The sequence below is a fragment of the Microbacterium oleivorans genome (genome assembly GCF_023715745.1).
Classification (GTDB): Bacteria; Actinomycetota; Actinomycetes; order Actinomycetales; family Microbacteriaceae; genus Microbacterium; species Microbacterium oleivorans_D.
In genome coordinates, this window is the sequence record NZ_JAMBOV010000006.1 from 42,747 (window position 1) to 59,864 (window position 17,118).

At 69.7% G+C, this 17,118-nt stretch carries 15 protein-coding genes; 14 read left to right on the forward strand and 1 reads right to left on the reverse strand.

The window, feature by feature from the left end:
- Positions 1–19: 19 nt before the first annotated feature.
- Positions 20–922, forward strand: a complete 903-nt coding sequence (gene sucD / locus M3190_RS13830) for a succinate--CoA ligase subunit alpha (RefSeq protein WP_251582840.1) — start codon at positions 20–22, stop codon at positions 920–922.
- 54 nt (positions 923–976) lie between these two features.
- Here the strand turns inward: sucD and M3190_RS13835 are convergent, their stop codons facing one another.
- Positions 977–2,392: an NCS2 family permease gene (locus tag M3190_RS13835; protein WP_251582842.1), complete on the reverse strand. Its 1,416-nt coding sequence runs from the start codon at positions 2,390–2,392 to the stop codon at positions 977–979.
- A 100-nt stretch (positions 2,393–2,492) separates the two neighbouring features.
- Between M3190_RS13835 and M3190_RS13840 the strand changes: the two genes are divergently transcribed.
- The 13 genes from M3190_RS13840 (at position 2,493) to M3190_RS13900 (ending at position 17,108) form a co-directional block, all read left to right on the forward strand.
- Positions 2,493–3,818 carry a cell division protein PerM gene (locus M3190_RS13840; RefSeq protein ID WP_251582878.1) on the forward strand — a complete coding sequence of 442 codons (1,326 nt, stop codon included), beginning with the start codon at positions 2,493–2,495 and terminating at the stop codon, positions 3,816–3,818.
- 4 nt (positions 3,819–3,822) lie between these two features.
- On the forward strand, positions 3,823–4,404 hold the full coding sequence (purN, locus tag M3190_RS13845; RefSeq protein ID WP_251582888.1) for a phosphoribosylglycinamide formyltransferase: 582 nt from the start codon (positions 3,823–3,825) through the stop codon (positions 4,402–4,404).
- A 37-nt stretch (positions 4,405–4,441) separates the two neighbouring features.
- Positions 4,442–6,049 (forward strand): bifunctional phosphoribosylaminoimidazolecarboxamide formyltransferase/IMP cyclohydrolase, encoded by a 1,608-nt coding sequence (gene purH / locus M3190_RS13850; RefSeq protein ID WP_251582896.1) that lies wholly within the window; start codon positions 4,442–4,444, stop codon positions 6,047–6,049.
- A gap of 129 nt (positions 6,050–6,178) precedes the next feature.
- Positions 6,179–7,498 (forward strand): RDD family protein, encoded by a 1,320-nt coding sequence (locus M3190_RS15560; protein ID WP_251582898.1) that lies wholly within the window; start codon positions 6,179–6,181, stop codon positions 7,496–7,498.
- A gap of 24 nt (positions 7,499–7,522) precedes the next feature.
- The gene (locus M3190_RS13860; RefSeq protein ID WP_251582906.1) at positions 7,523–12,052 is read left to right on the forward strand and encodes an FtsK/SpoIIIE domain-containing protein; all 4,530 of its coding nucleotides are present in this window, start codon (positions 7,523–7,525) and stop codon (positions 12,050–12,052) included.
- 128 nt (positions 12,053–12,180) lie between these two features.
- Complete coding sequence (locus M3190_RS13865) at positions 12,181–12,468, forward strand: WXG100 family type VII secretion target (protein WP_251582908.1); 288 nt, start codon at positions 12,181–12,183, stop codon at positions 12,466–12,468.
- Between the two features lie 83 nt (positions 12,469–12,551).
- Positions 12,552–12,860: a hypothetical protein gene (locus M3190_RS13870; protein ID WP_251582910.1), complete on the forward strand. Its 309-nt coding sequence runs from the start codon at positions 12,552–12,554 to the stop codon at positions 12,858–12,860.
- A 2-nt stretch (positions 12,861–12,862) separates the two neighbouring features.
- The gene (locus tag M3190_RS13875) at positions 12,863–14,089 is read left to right on the forward strand and encodes a hypothetical protein (protein WP_251582925.1); all 1,227 of its coding nucleotides are present in this window, start codon (positions 12,863–12,865) and stop codon (positions 14,087–14,089) included.
- Between the two features lie 28 nt (positions 14,090–14,117).
- Positions 14,118–14,735, forward strand: coding sequence for a hypothetical protein (locus M3190_RS13880; RefSeq protein ID WP_251582927.1), 618 nt, complete (start codon positions 14,118–14,120; stop codon positions 14,733–14,735).
- 5 nt (positions 14,736–14,740) lie between these two features.
- A complete protein-coding gene (locus M3190_RS13885) occupies positions 14,741–15,346 on the forward strand; it encodes a hypothetical protein (protein WP_251582929.1) in 606 nt (201 codons plus the stop codon).
- Positions 15,334–16,146 carry a hypothetical protein gene (locus M3190_RS13890; RefSeq protein ID WP_251582931.1) on the forward strand — a complete coding sequence of 271 codons (813 nt, stop codon included), beginning with the start codon at positions 15,334–15,336 and terminating at the stop codon, positions 16,144–16,146. The genes M3190_RS13885 and M3190_RS13890 overlap by 13 nt, the downstream gene beginning before the upstream one ends.
- Before the next feature lie 128 nt (positions 16,147–16,274).
- Positions 16,275–16,562, forward strand: coding sequence for a WXG100 family type VII secretion target (locus tag M3190_RS13895; RefSeq protein ID WP_251582933.1), 288 nt, complete (start codon positions 16,275–16,277; stop codon positions 16,560–16,562).
- A gap of 207 nt (positions 16,563–16,769) precedes the next feature.
- Positions 16,770–17,108 (forward strand): hypothetical protein, encoded by a 339-nt coding sequence (locus M3190_RS13900; protein ID WP_251582935.1) that lies wholly within the window; start codon positions 16,770–16,772, stop codon positions 17,106–17,108.
- Positions 17,109–17,118: the final 10 nt, after the last annotated feature.

The window sequence follows — 17,118 nt, forward strand, 5'->3', positions numbered from 1 at the left end:
AGATACAGGGACCACAGACATGTCTATCTATCTGAACAAGGACTCCAAGGTCATCGTCCAGGGCATCACCGGCGGTGAGGGCACCAAGCACACCGCCCTCATGCTGAAGGCCGGGACGAACGTCGTCGGCGGCGTCAACGCCCGCAAGGCCGGCACGACCGTCACGCACGAGAAGCCGCACGAGGGCGAGGTCGACCTCCCCGTGTTCGGCTCCGTGGCCGAAGCCATCGAGAAGACCGGCGCCGACGTCTCCATCGCGTTCGTGCCGCCGGCCTTCACGAAGGATGCGATGATCGAGGCGATCGACGCCGAGATCCCGCTGCTCGTCGTCATCACCGAGGGTGTGCCCGTCGGCGACACCGCCGAGGCCTGGGCCTACGCGAAGAGCAAGGGCAACAAGACCCGCATCATCGGGCCGAACTGCCCCGGCATCATCACCCCCGGGGAGGCGCTCGTCGGCATCACCCCCGCGAACATCACCGGCAAGGGCCCGATCGGCCTCGTCTCGAAGTCGGGCACGCTGACCTACCAGATGATGTTCGAGCTCCGCGACCTCGGCTTCTCGACCGCCATCGGCATCGGCGGCGACCCGGTCATCGGCACGACGCACATCGACGCCCTCGAGGCGTTCGAGGCCGACCCCGAGACCAAGGCCATCGTCATGATCGGCGAGATCGGCGGCGACGCCGAGGAGCGCGCGGCCGACTACATCAAGGCGAACGTGACGAAGCCGGTCGTTGGCTACGTCGCCGGCTTCACCGCTCCCGAGGGCAAGACCATGGGCCACGCCGGCGCCATCGTCTCGGGCTCGGCGGGCACCGCGCAGGCCAAGAAGGAGGCTCTCGAGGCCGCCGGCGTCAAGGTCGGGAAGACCCCGTCCGAGACCGCCGACCTGATGCGCGCCATCATCGAGTCGCTCTGATCTGACGACGAAGGGGCGGATGCTGCGGCATCCGCCCCTTCGTCGTTCCCGGGGTCAGACCCCGAAGGCCGCCTCGATGGGGCCGCGGGCGAAGTACAGGACGAAGCCGGCGGCGACGATCCAGAGCAGCCAGTGGACCTGCTTCGCCTTGCCCGAGAAGGTGTTCAGCACGACCCAGCTGATGAAGCCGGCGCCGATGCCGTTGGCGATCGAGTAGGTCAGCGGCATGACCGTCGCGGTGAGGAACACCGGCAGCAGGACGTTGAAGTCCGACAGGTCGATGTTCTTGATCTGCGTCAGCATCAGCGCACCGACGAGGACGAGGGCCGCGGCGGCCACGAAGCCGGGAACGAGGCCCGTCACGGGGGTGACGAACATCGCGAACAGGAAGAGCACACCGGTGACGACGTTCGCGAGGCCCGTCCGGGCCCCCTCGCCGATGCCCGAGCCGGACTCCACGAAGACGGTCGCCGACGACGACGACGTGCCACCGCCGACGACGGCGCCGACGCCCTCGACGATCAGTGCCGACTTGATGCGCGGGAAGTTGCCTCGCTCGTCGGCCAGCCCCGCCTCACGGGCGAGGCCCGTCATCGTGCCCATCGCGTCGAAGAAGTTCGTGAAGACGAGGGTGAACACGAACATGATGAGGGCGACGAACCCGACGCGGCCCCAGTCGAAGCCGAAGTCGATGGCGCCCACGAGGCTGAGATTCGGCGCGGCGACGATGCTGCCGGACAGGCCGAAGTCCGCGACCGGCGTGAAGATGTTCACGATCGCGGCGAGGATCGTGCCCGCGACGAGGGCGATGAGGATCGCGCCCTTCACGCGCAGGGCCATGAGGATGCCGCCGATCAGCAGAGTCGCGATGAACAGCAGGGTCGCGGGCGAGGTGATCGAGCCGCCGACGCCGAGCTCGAGCGGCGTTCCCTCGGCGGGGTTGACGAAACCGGCGTTGACGAAGCCGATGAAGGCGATGAAGAGGCCGATGCCCACGGTGATCGCGAGCTTCAGCTGCACCGGCACCGCATCGAAGATGAGCTTCCGCAGACCCGTCGCCGCGAGCAGCACGATGATCAGACCGTTGATGACGACCAGCGCCATCGCCTCGCCCCACGACACCTGGCCGACGACCGAGAAGGCGACGAACGCGTTGATGCCGAGACCGGCGGCGAAGGCGAACGGGAGCCGCGTGACGAGACCGAACAGGATCGTCATGACACCCGCGGTGAGGGCGGTGGAAGCGGCGACGGCGGACGGCTCGAGGGTGAGGCCCTCGACGTCGGGCGTCGACAGAATGGCCGGGTTCAGGATGACGATGTAGGCCATCGTCACGAAGGTCACGAGTCCGCCGCGGATCTCGGTTCCGATCGTGGAGCCTCGTCGGCTGATCTCGAAGTAGCGATCGAGGAACGATGCGGATGCCGGGGCTGCGGCACCGCGGGACGTGCGGGGGGTGGTGCTGTTCACCCTCCGAGGGTAGTCGGTCACGGACCGCGGGCAGAGGAGCCGTGCGCGCCCGGTGCGGGAGCCGGGCGGGAGGCGTCGCCGCGGGTAGGGTCGGTCTGTTGTGAATCGCCTGCTCGTCTCCCTCCTCGCCGCCGTCGACGCCCTCCTGGCCGTCGCGGTCGGCGTCGGCGTCGTGCTCGCGCCCGTCACCCTCGTCTGGATCTTCGGGGTCGGCGGCGACGCGGACTGGTCCGCTCTCTGGCCCGCTGCCGCGACGATCTGGCAGCTCGGGCACTTCGCGCCGGTCGCGGTCTCGCTCCCGGCCGAGCTCGTCGTCCTCGGCGGCCTGCCTTCGAACGGCGCGCAGTTCGCGCTGTCGCTCGCGCCCACTGCGCTGGCACTGTTCACCGCGGTCTCGGCATGGCGGTCGGGGTCGCGCGCCGCGCGCGCCGGTGCCTGGGTGACCGGTGTCGTCGGCGGCACTGTCACTGTCGCCGTCGTCTCGGCCGTGATCGCCCTGACCGGGCGCGCCTCGGTCGCATCGGTCGACCTGCTGGCAGCCGTCGCCGGCCCCACACTCGTCTTCGCCGTCCCGGCGCTCGTGGGCGCCGTCGTCCGCGCCTGGAACGATGGCGACGACGGCATCATCGACGCCCTCTCCGAACGCCTTCCCGACGACGTCCAGGAGGCGGTGGATGCGGGCGCCCGCGCCGTCGCGATCTGCGTCGCCGGCATCGTGGCTGTCGGAGCCGTCATCCTCGCCGTCCTCTTCTTCGTCCGAGGGGGCGAGGTCATCGCCTTGACGCAGGCGGCGCAGGCCGACCTGCTGGGGGTCGTCGTCCTCGCACTCGGCAGCATCCTCTATCTGCCGACCCTCGTGATGTGGTTCGCCGGCTTCGCGGTCGGGCCGGGCTTCGCGGTCGGCACCGGCACCGCCGTGTCGCCGGCGGCGACGAGCCTGGGGGTGGTCCCCGGCATCCCCGTCTTCGGTGTCATCCCCGATTCGACATCGGGCTGGCTCCTGCTGCTCGGCCTCATCGTGATCGGCTTCGGTGCGCTGGCGGGCGCCTCGACGCGCGGCGCTCTGCTGGTGGGTTCGAAGACGGATGCTGAACCGCTCCGCCCGCGCCTCGTCTCCCTCGCGGTCCTCACCGCCGGGACCGGGGTGGTCGTCGCCGTCCTCTCGTGGGCCGCGCAGGGGTCGATCGGCCCGGGCCGACTCACGCAGGTGGGCCCGGAACCGTGGCTGGTCGCCCTCGTGGCGGCGGCGGAGGTCGCCGTGGGTGCGGCCATCGTCCTGCTCTCCCCGCGCGGCGAGGACGACCCGTCCCGCCCGCAGCCGCCGCTCGTGCGGGAGGCGGCCGCGCCGGCGCCGAACGTCGAGCCCGCCCGAGCGACCCCGCCCGCCGCCTCGCCTGATGAGTTCCCGACCGCCCCGCTAGACTGATCCGGTGCTCACGGTCGCCGTCCTCATCTCGGGCACGGGATCCAATCTGCGTGCGCTCCTCGACGCCGCGAGCGAGCCGGAGTTCCCGGCCCGGATCATCGTCGTGGGGGCGGACCGGCAGGCCGACGGATTCGCTCACGCCGAGGCGTACGGCATCCCGACCTTCATGGTCCCGTACCAGGAGTTCGACAGCCGCGAGGCCTGGGGCGACGAGCTCCTCGCGCAGCTCGACGTCTGGAGCCCCGATCTCGTCGTGCTGAGCGGGCTCATGCGCCTGCTGCCGGCGGCGGTCGTCGCCGCGTGGGCGCCGCGCCTCATCAACACTCATCCCGCCTATCTGCCCGAGTTCCCCGGAGCGCACGGTGTCCGTGACGCGCTGGCGGCCGGCGTCACGCAGACCGGCGCGAGCGTCATCGTCGTCGATGACGGCGTCGACACCGGCCCGATCCTCGCGCAGGAACGCATTCCCGTGCTTCCCGGTGACACGGAGCACTCCCTCCACGAGCGCATCAAGCCGGTCGAGCGCCGGCTGCTCATCGATGTCGTCCGCCGCATCGCGACGGGCGAGCTCGACCTGACCACCTGAATCGCCCCCGAACGCCCCCGACCCGAGGAGTTCCCGCATGGCCGGACCGCAGATCGATCCCTCCCTCTACCGCGACCGCGACGTCGTGCCGGTGCGCCGGGCGCTCGTCTCGGTGAGCGAGAAGACCGGCCTCCTCGAGCTCGCGCACGCGCTCGTCGCGGCCGACGTCGAGATCGTCTCGACCGGCGGCTCCGCCGCCCTCCTGCGTGACAACGGCATCGCGGTGAAGGACGTGTCCGAGATCACCGGCTTCCCCGAGTCGCTCGGCGGGCGCGTGAAGACGTTGCATCCGAGCGTCCACGCCGGCCTCCTCGCTGACCTGCGCCTCGAGGACCACGAGGTGCAGCTGAGCGAGCTCGGCATCCTGCCCTTCGAGCTCGTCGTCGTGAACCTCTACCCGTTCGTCGAGACCGTCGCCTCAGGCGCACAGGGCGATGCCGTCGTGGAGCAGATCGACATCGGGGGACCTGCGATGGTCCGCGCGTCCGCGAAGAACTTCGCCAACGTCGCGATCGCCGTCTCGCCGGAGTCGTATCCCGCCATCGTCGACGCGCTCCGTCAGGGCGGCACGACCCTCGCGCAGCGCCGTGAGCTCGCCGCGCGCGCGTTCGCGCACACCGCTGCGTACGACCGAGCCGTCGCTACGTGGTTCGCGGAGGAGACGCTCGAGGGCGAGGGCGACCTGCCGCAGCACCTCACCATCAAGGCGGAGCGTCTCGCCACCCTGCGCTACGGCGAGAACTCGCACCAGCGCGCAGCGATCTACACCCGTGTCGGCGGCCACGGCATCGCGCAGGCGACGCAGCTGCAGGGCAAGGAGATGTCGTACAACAACTACGTCGATGCGGATGCCGCCCTCCGGGCCGCGTTCGACCTCGTCAAGCCGGCGGTCGCGATCATCAAGCACGCGAACCCCTGCGGGATCGCGATCGGCGCTCCGCAGGCTCTGGACCCGATCGCCTCGGCGCACCTGCGCGCGCACGAGTGCGACCCCGTGTCGGCCTTCGGTGGCGTCATCGCCGCGAACCGGACGGTGACGCTCAAGATGGCCGAGAACCTGCGCGACATCTTCACCGAGGTGATCGTCGCCCCCGACTTCGAACCCGAGGCCCTCGAGGTCTTCAAGCTGAAGAAGAACCTGCGGGTTCTCCAGCTGCCCGCCGACTGGCGGCAGGAGTCCATGGACGTGCGCCTCGTATCGGGCGGCCTGCTGCTGCAGGACGCCGACCGGTTCCCGAACGAGATCGAGTCGCTCGTCGATTCGTGGCAGCTCGTGTCGGGGGAGCGGCCCGCCGACGACCAGCTCGAGAACCTCTCGTTCGCGTGGAAGAGCTGCCGCGCGGTGAAGTCGAACGCGATCGTCCTGGCGAAGAACTCCGCGACGGTCGGGATCGGCATGGGTCAGGTCAACCGCGTGGACTCGTGCCGCCTGGCCGTCGAGCGCGCCGGCGACCGCGCTGCCGGTTCGGTCGCGGCATCCGATGCGTTCTTCCCCTTCGCGGACGGACCGCAGGTCCTGCTGGATGCCGGCATCACGACGATCATCCAGCCTGGCGGGTCCGTGCGAGACCAGGAGGTCATCGATGCCGCGCAGGCCGCAGGCGTCACGATGTACTTCACGGGGGAGCGCCACTTCTTCCACTGAGCGGTGCGAGCGGCGAGGGGCGATCAGTCTCCACCGGCGCGCGCGGGGCGGTCAAGGGGGAGTTCTCTCCTCGGCGGCATCCGTGACACCGGCTAGGGTCGTTGCGGGGAATCCGAGGAGGTTCAGGCAGTGATCTGGGAGATCGAGGACGGCCCGCGCGTCATCGAAGGTCTCGACCACAGAGGTCGGCCACGCCCGGAGTACGCCGCGGCACTCGGACTCGTCCCCGCGCCGATCGGGCGGCGGATGCTCGCGACCGTGATCGAGGCGCTGGCGGTGGGTCTCCTGCAGCTGCCGATGCTGATCTTCGGCCTGCCCGCCATCCTGTCCGCCGTGGGACAGCCCGACCCGGTCGCTGCGTTCCTCGCCCGTCCCGGCGTCGGCTGGGTGATCGCCTCGCTGGTCGTCCCGTACGCGGCGACCACGGTCTTCCTCCTCGTGCAGCTCATCCTGCTGGGACGACGGGGTGTGACCCTCGGCAAGGCCTTCGTCGGCATCCGCATGGTCAACGTCAAGACCCTCGAGCGCCCGACGTTCTGGCGGGGTGCCGTCGTCCGGTATCTCATCCAGGTCGCAAGCTTCGCGCTCCCGCTCCTGGGACCCCTCCTCGTGATCGCCCTGTCGCCGCTGTTCGATTCGCAGAGGCGTCGGCGGGGCTGGCCGGATCGCGCCGCGGCGACCTACCTGGTCGACATCCGCCGGGGACTCAACCCCTACGACGCGAAGCGGATGCGCATCGCGCGGAAGACCGTCGCGACGGACCTCCGCGACGAGAAGACGTCGCTGCCGTCGCTCGCGACGCCGGCCAGCGGACCGGCGACCGATGTCTACATCCCTGTCGCCCGCAAGAGCGGGGGAGTCGTGGGTGCCCCCAAGGACCGGCGTCCGGCGGGCGCGGCCGATGCCGCGGACGACCATCGTGCCGCCCCCATCCAGGGTGCGCCCTTCGCGGTCGAGTCGCCTGCCGAGGCGCCTGCGCCATCACGGGAGCCCGTCGTCGTGGCCGACGCGGCATCCCCCCGCCCGTCGGCGATGCCGAGCGCGCCCGCTTCCGCGGAGACGCTGCTCCCCGCCGCCCAGGGCGCGTGGTCGCCGCCCGAGCTCATGACGGCGGCGGAACGGTCGGGATCGCTGCAGCTCGATTCCGGCGATGAACTGACTATCCCGGCGGGCGGGGCCGTCCTCGGTCGTGCCCCGTCGACCACCGGAGCCGACGCCGGCGCCCTCGCGGTGCCGATCGTCGATCCGACGAAGTCGATCTCGAAGACGCACCTCGCCCTCCGCTGGGTCGAGGGCGCGTTGGCGGCCGTCGACCTCGGCTCGACGAACGGGAGCGCGATCATCCGCGACGGCCGCGAGATCGATCTCGCCCCCGGCTCGCCGGCTGAGCTCCGCTCCGGCGACACCCTCCGCTTCGGCGACCGGCACGCGTCGGTCCGCCTCCCCTGATGCCCGGATGACGAGGACCTCGCGATGAGACTGAAACTCACCCTGCAGCGGCGTGACGCCCGCACCCTCGACATCGTGGTCACGGCCGACACGACGGCGACGGTGCAGGACGTCGCGCGGCGGATCGTCGACACAGACCCCGCACGCGAGATGCTCGCCGGACCCGACGACGTGCTGACGCTGGCGGTCGCGCCGCCCACATCGGACGATCACGCGCTCCTCGATCCCTCCCTGCTCATCAGCGATGCCCCCGTGGGGTCGGGCTTCATCGCCTCCGTCGTCAACCTCGGGCCCGACTACGTCGCCAACCGTGGTGGGGGTGGGCCGGCGGCCGCCGTCCTGCAGGTCGTCGGCGGACCGCTCGCCGGCCGCGAGATCCCGTTACCCCGGGGTCACTTCACGATCGGTCGCTCGGCGGCGGCCGACATCGTGCTCGACGAGCCACTCGTCTCGAAGCGCCATGCCCGGATCGAGGTGGGCGCGGGCGGGGTCGAGCTCGTCGACCTGAACTCCGCCAACGGGATCGTCGTCGACGGCGGGATGGTCCCCCGGCTGCACGTCATCCCGGGGCAGCGCTTCACCCTCGGCGACACCGACATCGTGGTGCACCTGGTGCCGGACTTCGCGCCCGTCGAGAAGGATCCGGTCCTCGAGCGCGGCGGGGCACTGCTCTTCAACCGCAGCCCCCGCGTCGAGCCGCGGTACGTCGGCGAGGAACTGCCCGAACCGCGGATGCCGAAGGAACCGGTCACGCGGCTGTTCCCGTGGCCGATGCTGGTCGCACCGATCCTGCTGGGGTTGACGATGTACTTCGCCTTCAACCAGCCGCGGGCTCTGATCATCATCGCGATGACGCCGTTGATGCTCCTCGGCAACTTCGTCTCGCAGCGGACGCAGGTCGGCCAACGGTCGAAGAAGGAGGGAGAGGTCTTCGAGCGCTCCTTCGAGGAGCTCGAGGAGACACTGTTCCGCGAGCGGCCGCGCGAACGCGAGGTCCGCAACGCCGAGGTGCCGCCGGTCGCGGTCGTGTTCGAGGAGGCGATGAGCCTCGGGCGGATGCTGTGGACCCGCCGACCCGAGCACTGGAACTTCCTCGCGGTCCGCCTCGGGACGTGCGAGGCACCCTCGCGTACGAGCATCAAGCGGTCGGACGTTCCGGAGGCACTCCCCGAGTACGTCGAGCGCGTCGATCGGCTTCGCGAGCGGTACCGCATGATCGACGGCGTCCCGGTCCTCGAGTCGCTGCAGAGCGTGGGCGTGATCGGTGTCGCGGGCCCCGAGCGTGAAGCGGCGGACGCCCTCCGCGGCATCTGCACGCAGCTGTTCGGGCTGCACTCGCCGAACGAGCTCGTCGCGGTGGCGCTGACCGAGCCCGAGTGGGCGAAGCAGCTCGACTGGCTGACGTGGCTCCCGCACACCTCGAGCGAGCGCAGCCCGTTCCGGGACATGCCGCTGTCGGACTCCGCGTCGACGGGCAACGCGCTGCTGTCGGGTCTGGAGGAGCTCGTCATGCGCCGGTCGCGCGCGTCGAGCGCGCCGCGGCTCCCGTACGACGACGACTGGGACCCGATGCGTTTCGGGACCGACGTGCGACGCGCGGCCGAGGATGCGACGTTCCCCGGCCAGACCGCCGTCGTGGTCATCGTCACCGCGGATGCGCCCGTGGACCGGGCACGCCTCACGCAGGTCCTCGAGCGGGGCGCAGACGTCGGCGTCTACGGACTGTTCGTCGCGCCCGTCGTCGAAGCGCTCCCCGCCGTCTGCCGTAGCTTCGTCGATGTCTCACGCGGGCTCGACGACGCCCACGTCGGGGTGGTCCGCAGCGGCGAAGACTACACGCCGGCGCAGGTCGAGGGAGTCTCGAACGAGCTCATGACCGTGTTCGCCAAGCGGCTCGCCCCGGTCGTCGACTCGAGCACCGTGATCGAGGACTCCTCCGACATCCCGAACTCGGTCATGTTCCTGTCCCTCGTCGGGAGTGAGACCGCGTCCGACCCCGGCTTCGCCATCGAACGCTGGCGCGAGAACAACACCATCATCGACCGATCGGGTGCGACGCTCCCGCGTCTGAAGAAGGCCGGCAATCTGCGCGCGATCGTCGGCCAGGGGGCGGCGGACGCGATGACGCTGGACCTGCGCACCCAGGGTCCGCACGCCCTCGTCGGCGGCACCACCGGTGCCGGCAAGTCCGAGTTCCTGCAGGCGTGGGTGCTCGGGATGGCGGCGGCCCACAGCCCCGACCGCGTCACCTTCCTCTTCGTCGACTACAAGGGCGGCTCCGCCTTCGCCGACTGCGTGGAGCTGCCGCACTGCGTAGGCCTGGTCACCGACCTCAGTCCGCATCTCGTGCGGCGCGCGCTCACCAGCCTCCGGGCGGAGCTGCACTACCGCGAGCACCTGTTCAACCGCAAGAAGGCCAAGGACCTGCTCGAGCTCGAGAAGCGCCGCGACCCCGACACGCCGCCCGCTCTGGTCCTCGTCATCGACGAGTTCGCCGCGCTGGCCGGCGAGGTTCCCGAGTTCGTGGACGGCGTCGTCGACATCGCCCAGCGAGGGCGTTCGCTCGGCATCCACCTCATCATGGCCACCCAACGACCCGCCGGCGTGATCAAGGACAACCTCCGGGCGAACACGAACCTCCGTGTCGCGCTGCGCATGGCGGACGAGTCGGACTCGAAGGACGTGGTGGACGATCCGATCGCGGCATCCTTCCCGCCCTCGATCCCGGGCCGGGGGATCGCGAAGACCGGCCCCGGCCGCCTCATCCCGTTCCAATCGGCCTATGCGGGCGGCTGGAGCAGCGACGAGGTGGTCGCGGCCGACATCTCGATCGCGGAGCTGCGATTCGGTTCGATCCGCAAGTGGGAGCTCGACGACGCCGCCGAGAGCGATGCGCACGACGCCGATCCCGGCCCCAACGACCAGAAGCGTGTCGTCTCGACCCTCATCGCGGCGGCCGAGCAGGCACGGATCCCCGCGCCGCGCCGCCCGTGGCTCGACGATCTCCCCCTCACGGTGGACATCCGCGAGCTCGCCGGCGGCAAGCGGGGGGCGATCCTGCTCGGCAAGGCCGACATCCCCGAGCGTCAGCTGCAGGAGCCGGTCTACTTCGAGCCGGACCGCGACGGGTCGCTGCTCGTCTACGGCACGAGCGGATCGGGCAAGTCGACCGTCCTGCGCACGATCGCGATCGCGGCCGCGATGGGACGGCGGACCGAGAACGTCGAGGTGTACGGCCTCGACTTCGGGTCGGGCTCGCTCAAGAGCTTGGAAGCTCTGCCTCACGTCGGTTCCGTCATCCCGGGTGACGACAGTGAGCGCGTGCAGCGGATCATGCGTTCCCTGGGCTCCGTGCTCGATGAGCGCGGCAAGAAGTTCAGCGCAGCGAACGCGTCGAGCATCGAGGAGTATCGCGAGATCACCGGTCGTGACGAGGCGCGGATCATCCTCCTCCTCGACGGTCTGCCGCAGTTCCGCGCGGACTGGGAGTCGACCACGGCGAGGATGCCGTTCTACCAGGCGTTCATGCGCATCCTGGGCGAAGGTCGCCCGCTCGGCGTGCACGCGGTCGCCACGGCGGACCGGTCCGGTTCCGTCCCCACCGCGGTGAGTTCGAACGTGTCGCGTCGCGTCGTGCTCCGCCTCTCCGATGCGAATGCGTACGCCCTGCTGAATGCGCCCAAGGACGTGCTCGATGAACGCTCGGCTCCCGGCCGCGCCATCGTGGACGGGCTCGAGACGCAGATCGCGGTTCTCGGGGGTACGCCGAACGTCGCCGAACAGACGAAGCTGCTCGAGCAGCTCGCCGCCGAGCTGCGATCCCGCGGGGCGCGGGACGTGCCCGAGATCGGTTCGCTCCCGACGCGGTTGGACGCCGCCGAGATGCCGGATCGCCTCGGCGAGTTCCCCGTCATCGGTGTCGCCGAGGACACCCTCGCCCCGCGCGAGTTCGACCCGGTGGGCACGTTCGTGGTGGCGGGGCCGCCGCAATCCGGAAAGACGACGACGATGAAGGCGCTCGTCCTGTCGATGACGCGTCTGGATCCGTCGGTGAAGTTGTTCCACTTCGGCGGCCGCCGATCGCAGCTCAAGGAGTTCGCACCCTGGATGCGCAGCGCCACGACACCGGACGATGCCAAGGAGCTCGCCACCGAGCTCGCGGAGCTCGTCGTGGACGAGTCGCTCACGCAGCGGCTGATGATCGTCATCGAGGACCTGCCGCAGTTCGCCGACTCGCCGGCAGAGCGGCCGCTGAAGGCGCTCCTGCAGGCCGTCAACCGCAGCGATCACCTGCTGATCGGCGACGCCGACGTCAACCAGGTGACGAGCGGCTTCGGTCTCATCGGTGACTTCAAGGGCGGTCGCAAGGGCATCATCCTCAAGCCCGACGCGTTCGACGGGGACTCGATCTTCAAGGTGCCGTTCCCGAAGATCAAGCGCTCCGACTTCCCGGCCGGACGCGGAATGTTCGTCCAGGCGGGTCGTGCGGTCGTGGTGCAGATGCCGTTCGTCGAGACGGCGTCGCTGCCTGCGGGCGAGCCAGCCCGCGCCTGATCTGACGGGATGGCGGGTGGGGTTGTCAAGAGGGGAGTCCTCCCCATTGGCCTATCCGTTGGGCTTTGGTTGACTCTTCTCGTCGGCCCGGTCGGGTCGGTTTCCGGATTCTTGTGGAGGTGTGGACGATGGCCGATTTCGGTGCGTCTTATGCGGAGATGGAGCAGGTGGCGTCGTCGCTGTCGCAGGCTCGTGATGACATCCAGGGTCAGCTGGACTCGCTGAAGTCCCAGGTGGACAACCTGCTGGGTGAGGACTTCAAGACGCAGCACGCGTCGGGCAAGTTCGGTGAGGGGTACGGGGAGCTGACGGCCGGTCTGAAGAACGCGGTCGACGGTATCAATGACATGTCCGAGGCTCTGCTCGGCATGATGCGCGCGATCCAGGACCTCGACCAGCAGCTCGCCGGCGGCTGAATCCGCTCTTCTGACACGTGGGGAGCCGATCGCTCCCCACGTGTCGTCGTTCTCCTTCCGCCGTCCCGATAGGAATGACCGTCATGTCCGTGAAGATCTCGTATGACGAGCTCGGTGCTCTCTACACGAACCTCCTGGCGACGCAGACCGAGTTCGAGTCCGCCTCGCAGCGCCGCAGCGACCTCAGCAGCGACATCGGCACGCCCTATGGGCGAGGTGAGCTCCGTGAGAGGACGGAGAACTTCGAATCGCGATGGGATGACCGTCGCAACAAGCTCAACGAGGGACTCAAAGCCGTGACCGAGCAGGCCAAGGCCGTGCTGGAGGGCTTCGGCGACTTCGACACCGAGATGGCTGCGGAGATGGCCGCTCAGATGCAGGAGGTGGACTGACCGTGGCGACGCATGACTCCCCGAAGGGCCGGCCGGTCGAGATCGTCTCGGGAAACGGCGACGACGTTCGCGATCGCGGGCAGCAGATCATCAACCTCGGCGCGGCGATGGGTGACGCCGAATCACTCCTGACGCGTCTGGTCGACGACGGTGCCGAGATGGAGGGGCAGGCTGTCGACAAGCTCCGCGAGGTGAGCGGGGAGGTGAACGTCGAGCTCCGCAAGGCAGCAGAGCTGTACCAGGCGGTCGGCCCGTACGTCCGCTCCTACGGCTCCACCCTCGCGTCGGTGAAGTCGCGCATGAACACGATCGTTCCCGACGCGGACTCCCACTGGCTCAGCTATCAGCACGCGCTGTCGGAGTGGCAGAGCGCGCGCATGGCGCCGGTGCCGGAGACGAGCGGCGACGATGACGGCGACGCGCAGGCGGCCCAGACCGCTCACGAGGACGCCGTCTCGACTGCCGAGGGCGACAAGGATGCCGCGTACGCACTGTGGAAGGACGCGGCGGACGACTTCGACCACCAGTACGACCTCTGGGAGACGGCGTTCGATGAGGCGGTCGCCGGTATCCGCTCGTCGACCGCCGACGCGATCGAGGACGACTGGCGCGACAACCTCGACGGCTTCGTCGACTTCGCGCTCGACGTCCTCGCCGTCGCAGGCATCGTCCTGGCCGTCCTGGCGATGGTCGTGGGCGGCCCGATCGTGGGCCTCCTGGCGCTCGCGGTGGGTGTCCTGACCCTCGCCGGCACCCTGTGGCAGTACAGCCGCGGAGATGCGAACGGATGGGACGTCGCCCTCGCGGTCCTGGGCGTGATCCCCTTCGGTGCGATCGGGGAGTTCGCCAGCGGCGGCTTCGGCGCGGGCATGAGGGCCTGGGCGGGCTTCCCCCGCGGCGGCCTCTCGCTCGGCGACGACTTCACGCGATGGGGTCTCAACCTCACGGCGCGCAACCCCGCGCAGTGGGTGTCGGACATGCGCGGCCTCGCACCCGAGGCCGGATACGTGGCCAACTCCTTCGACGACATCATCAGCACCGCGGTGTCGGGCCAGGACCCGTTCATGTGGGAGGTCATCGGCGAGCTGGGCACGATGCCGCAGCAGTTCGTCTATGCGATGGGTTCTGCCGGCACCAACCTGAACAACTGGGCCACGATCGCGGGTGGGATCCAGGGCAGCTGGGAGTTCGGCACCGGCCTCGACCGAATCGTCTACCCCACGTGGTGAGCCGACGGACTGTGGAAGGCTGGTGCTCATGAACTCTCTGCGGGCGGAACTGGGGGCCACGCTGCCCGGGGTTCCCGAGTTCCGGATGGCTCTGCCCGAAGGCTGGACGATGCTGGACACCTCGGCCGCGACGGAGTCCGAGCTGTTGGCGAACGCGAAGGCGAAGCTGCGCGAGGCGCACCGGCCCGACGTGTACGCCTCGCTCGAGGCGCATGTCACGGGAGCGGTGAAGGCGGCGAGGAACCGCGGAGCGTTCTTCATGATCATCCCCGGCGAGAACGCTCCGCAATGGTCCACCGTGCCGGTCAGCATCCTCGGTTCCCTCACCGAGGGCGCGCCCGGATCGTCGCTCGATGTGATGGTGGCTGACGCGGTCGAACGCCGCGGTGCGCGCGCGCTCGAGGGCAGCAAGCAGTTCCTGCGGTGGGTCGACCGGAGGAGCGTGGAGCTCTCGGGCGAGAAGGTGGGCGCGTACACCGTCGTCTACCTGACGCCTGTCCCCGGCTCGCGTCGATCGAAGGCTCTGCAGCTGACGGCGACCCTCCTCCATCCCACGGATGTCGACCCGGAGGCCGACGAGGCGATGAGCCGGTGGCTCACCCTCCTCGACGCGCAGGTGCTGACCTTCGCCTGGACCGGACGATGAGCCGGGTGGCGTTCGACTACGACGAGGCCACGGCGATCCCCCTGCCGGGGCCGGCGCTGGCCTCCGACGTCGCCGAGGAGTGGGCCGACGGAGCCGCCGCACGCATGGCCGCGCTCAACGATCTCGACGACACTTCCACCCGGACGCTCGCCCGCGCGCTGGCTCGCGCCCAGCGCTCGGCGGCGAGCGATCCGTCGACCAATCTCCTGCTCCGAGAGCCGGCGACCGGGGCCTGGGTGCCGTTGCGTCTCACGCTCGCCGACGGCGAGCCGGATGCCGTCGCCCAGCGGAGCTTCCTGTGGCCGGCGTCGATCCTGGCGCCCCGCATCCGCGTCGCCCGCAGCCGCAGTCTCGGAACGGGGTGCTCGTCGACAGTGCTCGTGGACGACCGCGTCGCACAGGTGCGGTGGCTGTTCGCGACAACCGGGAAGTCGTTCTTCGCGACGCTGGGACCGGTGGCTCCCGCACTGCTGGCCATGGCCGCCGCACGGGTCGAGATCCTCCTGGACACCGTTCAGATCGGCGGCGCTCCCTGGGCGCCCTCGGACCACTTCGACCCCGACGCCCTCTCGCGGTCCGGTGTCGAACCGGAGTCGTTGTGGCGGATCTGACTCCTCCTCCGGCGACGGCGTACGCTCGGGCGGCCCGTACGTGGGAGCCGCTGGACTGGTGGAAGCTCGAGGCGCGTGCGCTGCACCACCTGCCCGCTCTCCGGCGCGCTCTCGCGGTCTTCGCCCCGCCGGCGGCGTGGAAGGACCTCGCCAAGAACGCCGCACCCGCATGGGGATGCCTCCTCACGCTCTCGCACATCGCGAGCTTCGTCCTGCCCGTGATCGCAGCGTTCTTGCTGGTTCCGTGGATAGGTGATCGCGAGGGGACCGCTCCGGTGGGCACAGCAGGGATCCTGGCCGGCGTGGCCGCCCTCATCGGGGGCAACGGTCTGCTGACCGAGATCCGGGAATCCCTCGGCAACGATCCCTCCATCCACCGACTCCTGGGCGCGCTGCACCTCGTGCCCTCGGCCGCGGCGACGGCTGTCGCCGGACTGGCGATCGCCGACGGTGCTGCGGCGGCGCCTCTCGGGATCGCCGGCCTCATCGCCGATGTCGTCGTCGGCATCCTCCACTTCGTCCTCTTCCGCGGCCCGGCGCATACCGGCAGTGACCGCTGGCGACGCAATCTCCTGAGGCTGGAACAGGCGGTCGAGGGCATGTCGCCGCAGGAGCGCGCGCGAGTGTACGCCGATGTGCAGGGAGCTCTGGAAGTCCTGGCGGAGCGCGGACTCATCAGCACCGCCGAGTGGGAGCGGGCCCGCGAGGTGCGCATCGGACTCCTGGGCATCTCGATGGCGCCGCGGGGAGACATCACCCCCGGCGGCGGCAAGGGCGCGGACTCCGCCTCGAGCGCCTGATCTGACGGGATGGCGGGTGGGGTTGTCAAGAGGGGAGTCCTCCCCATTGGCCTATCCGTTGGGCTTTGGTTGACTCTTCTCGTCGGCCCGGTCGGGTCGGTTTCCGGATTCTTGTGGAGGTGTGGACGATGGCCGATTTCGGTGCGTCTTATGCGGAGATGGAGCAGGTGGCGTCGTCGCTGTCGCAGGCTCGTGATGACATCCAGGGTCAGCTGGACTCGCTGAAGTCCCAGGTGGACAACCTGCTGGGTGAGGACTTCAAGACGCAGCACGCGTCGGGCAAGTTCGGTGAGGGGTACGGGGAGCTGACGACCGGTCTGAAGAACGCGGTCGACGGTATCAACGACATGTCCGAGGCTCTGCTCGGCATGATGCGCGCGATCCAGGACCTCGACCAGCAGCTCGCCGGCGGCTGAACCGCATCCGTCCTTCCGACGAGTGGGCGCCGATCCGGCGTCCACTCGTCGTCGTTCGTGCGGACATCGGACGGATGCCGCGATGACCGTCCCGGACTCGGTTGTCAAGTGGGGAGTCCTCTCCATCGACCGATCCGCGGGGGCCGGATAGCGTGACACCTGGCATCGACACGGAGCGTCTCCGGGCGCGACAGGGGAGGGATGAAGATGACGGATGCGGTCTGGATCAACTTCTCGACGCTGCAGCGGACGAGTGAACGACTGCGGAACATCGTCGGCGAGCTCGAGGACGCCGGGGACCTGGCCGAAGAGCTCGCCTCTGCCGTCGGCCGGCCCTACGGGAAGAACGCCCTCGCGAACAAGGTCGGCGACTTCGAATCCCGGTGGGATGACCGGCGCCGAGACCTGATCCGCGACGTCACGAAGATCCAGGAGCACGTCCAGGGTGTGCTCGACGGCTTCTCGGAGTGGGACGCGGAGACCGCATCCCAGATGGACATCGACGCGTCCGGCACGACCGACGCGACCCGGCCGAGTGCCGCCTGAGACGGAGGGA

What these genes read in the sequence shown, in the direction of transcription:
- M3190_RS13895 (WP_251582933.1), top strand. Translation starts at nt 16,275, where the DNA reads ATGGCCGATTTCGGTGCGTCTTATGCGGAGATGGAGCAGGTGGCGTCG.
- M3190_RS13870 (WP_251582910.1), top strand. Translation starts at nt 12,552, where the DNA reads ATGTCCGTGAAGATCTCGTATGACGAGCTCGGTGCTCTCTACACGAAC.
- sucD (WP_251582840.1), top strand. Translation starts at nt 20, where the DNA reads ATGTCTATCTATCTGAACAAGGACTCCAAGGTCATCGTCCAGGGCATC.
- M3190_RS13900 (WP_251582935.1), top strand. Translation starts at nt 16,770, where the DNA reads ATGACGGATGCGGTCTGGATCAACTTCTCGACGCTGCAGCGGACGAGT.
- M3190_RS13880 (WP_251582927.1), top strand. Translation starts at nt 14,118, where the DNA reads ATGAACTCTCTGCGGGCGGAACTGGGGGCCACGCTGCCCGGGGTTCCC.
- purH (WP_251582896.1), top strand. Translation starts at nt 4,442, where the DNA reads ATGGCCGGACCGCAGATCGATCCCTCCCTCTACCGCGACCGCGACGTC.
- M3190_RS13860 (WP_251582906.1), top strand. Translation starts at nt 7,523, where the DNA reads ATGAGACTGAAACTCACCCTGCAGCGGCGTGACGCCCGCACCCTCGAC.
- M3190_RS13865 (WP_251582908.1), top strand. Translation starts at nt 12,181, where the DNA reads ATGGCCGATTTCGGTGCGTCTTATGCGGAGATGGAGCAGGTGGCGTCG.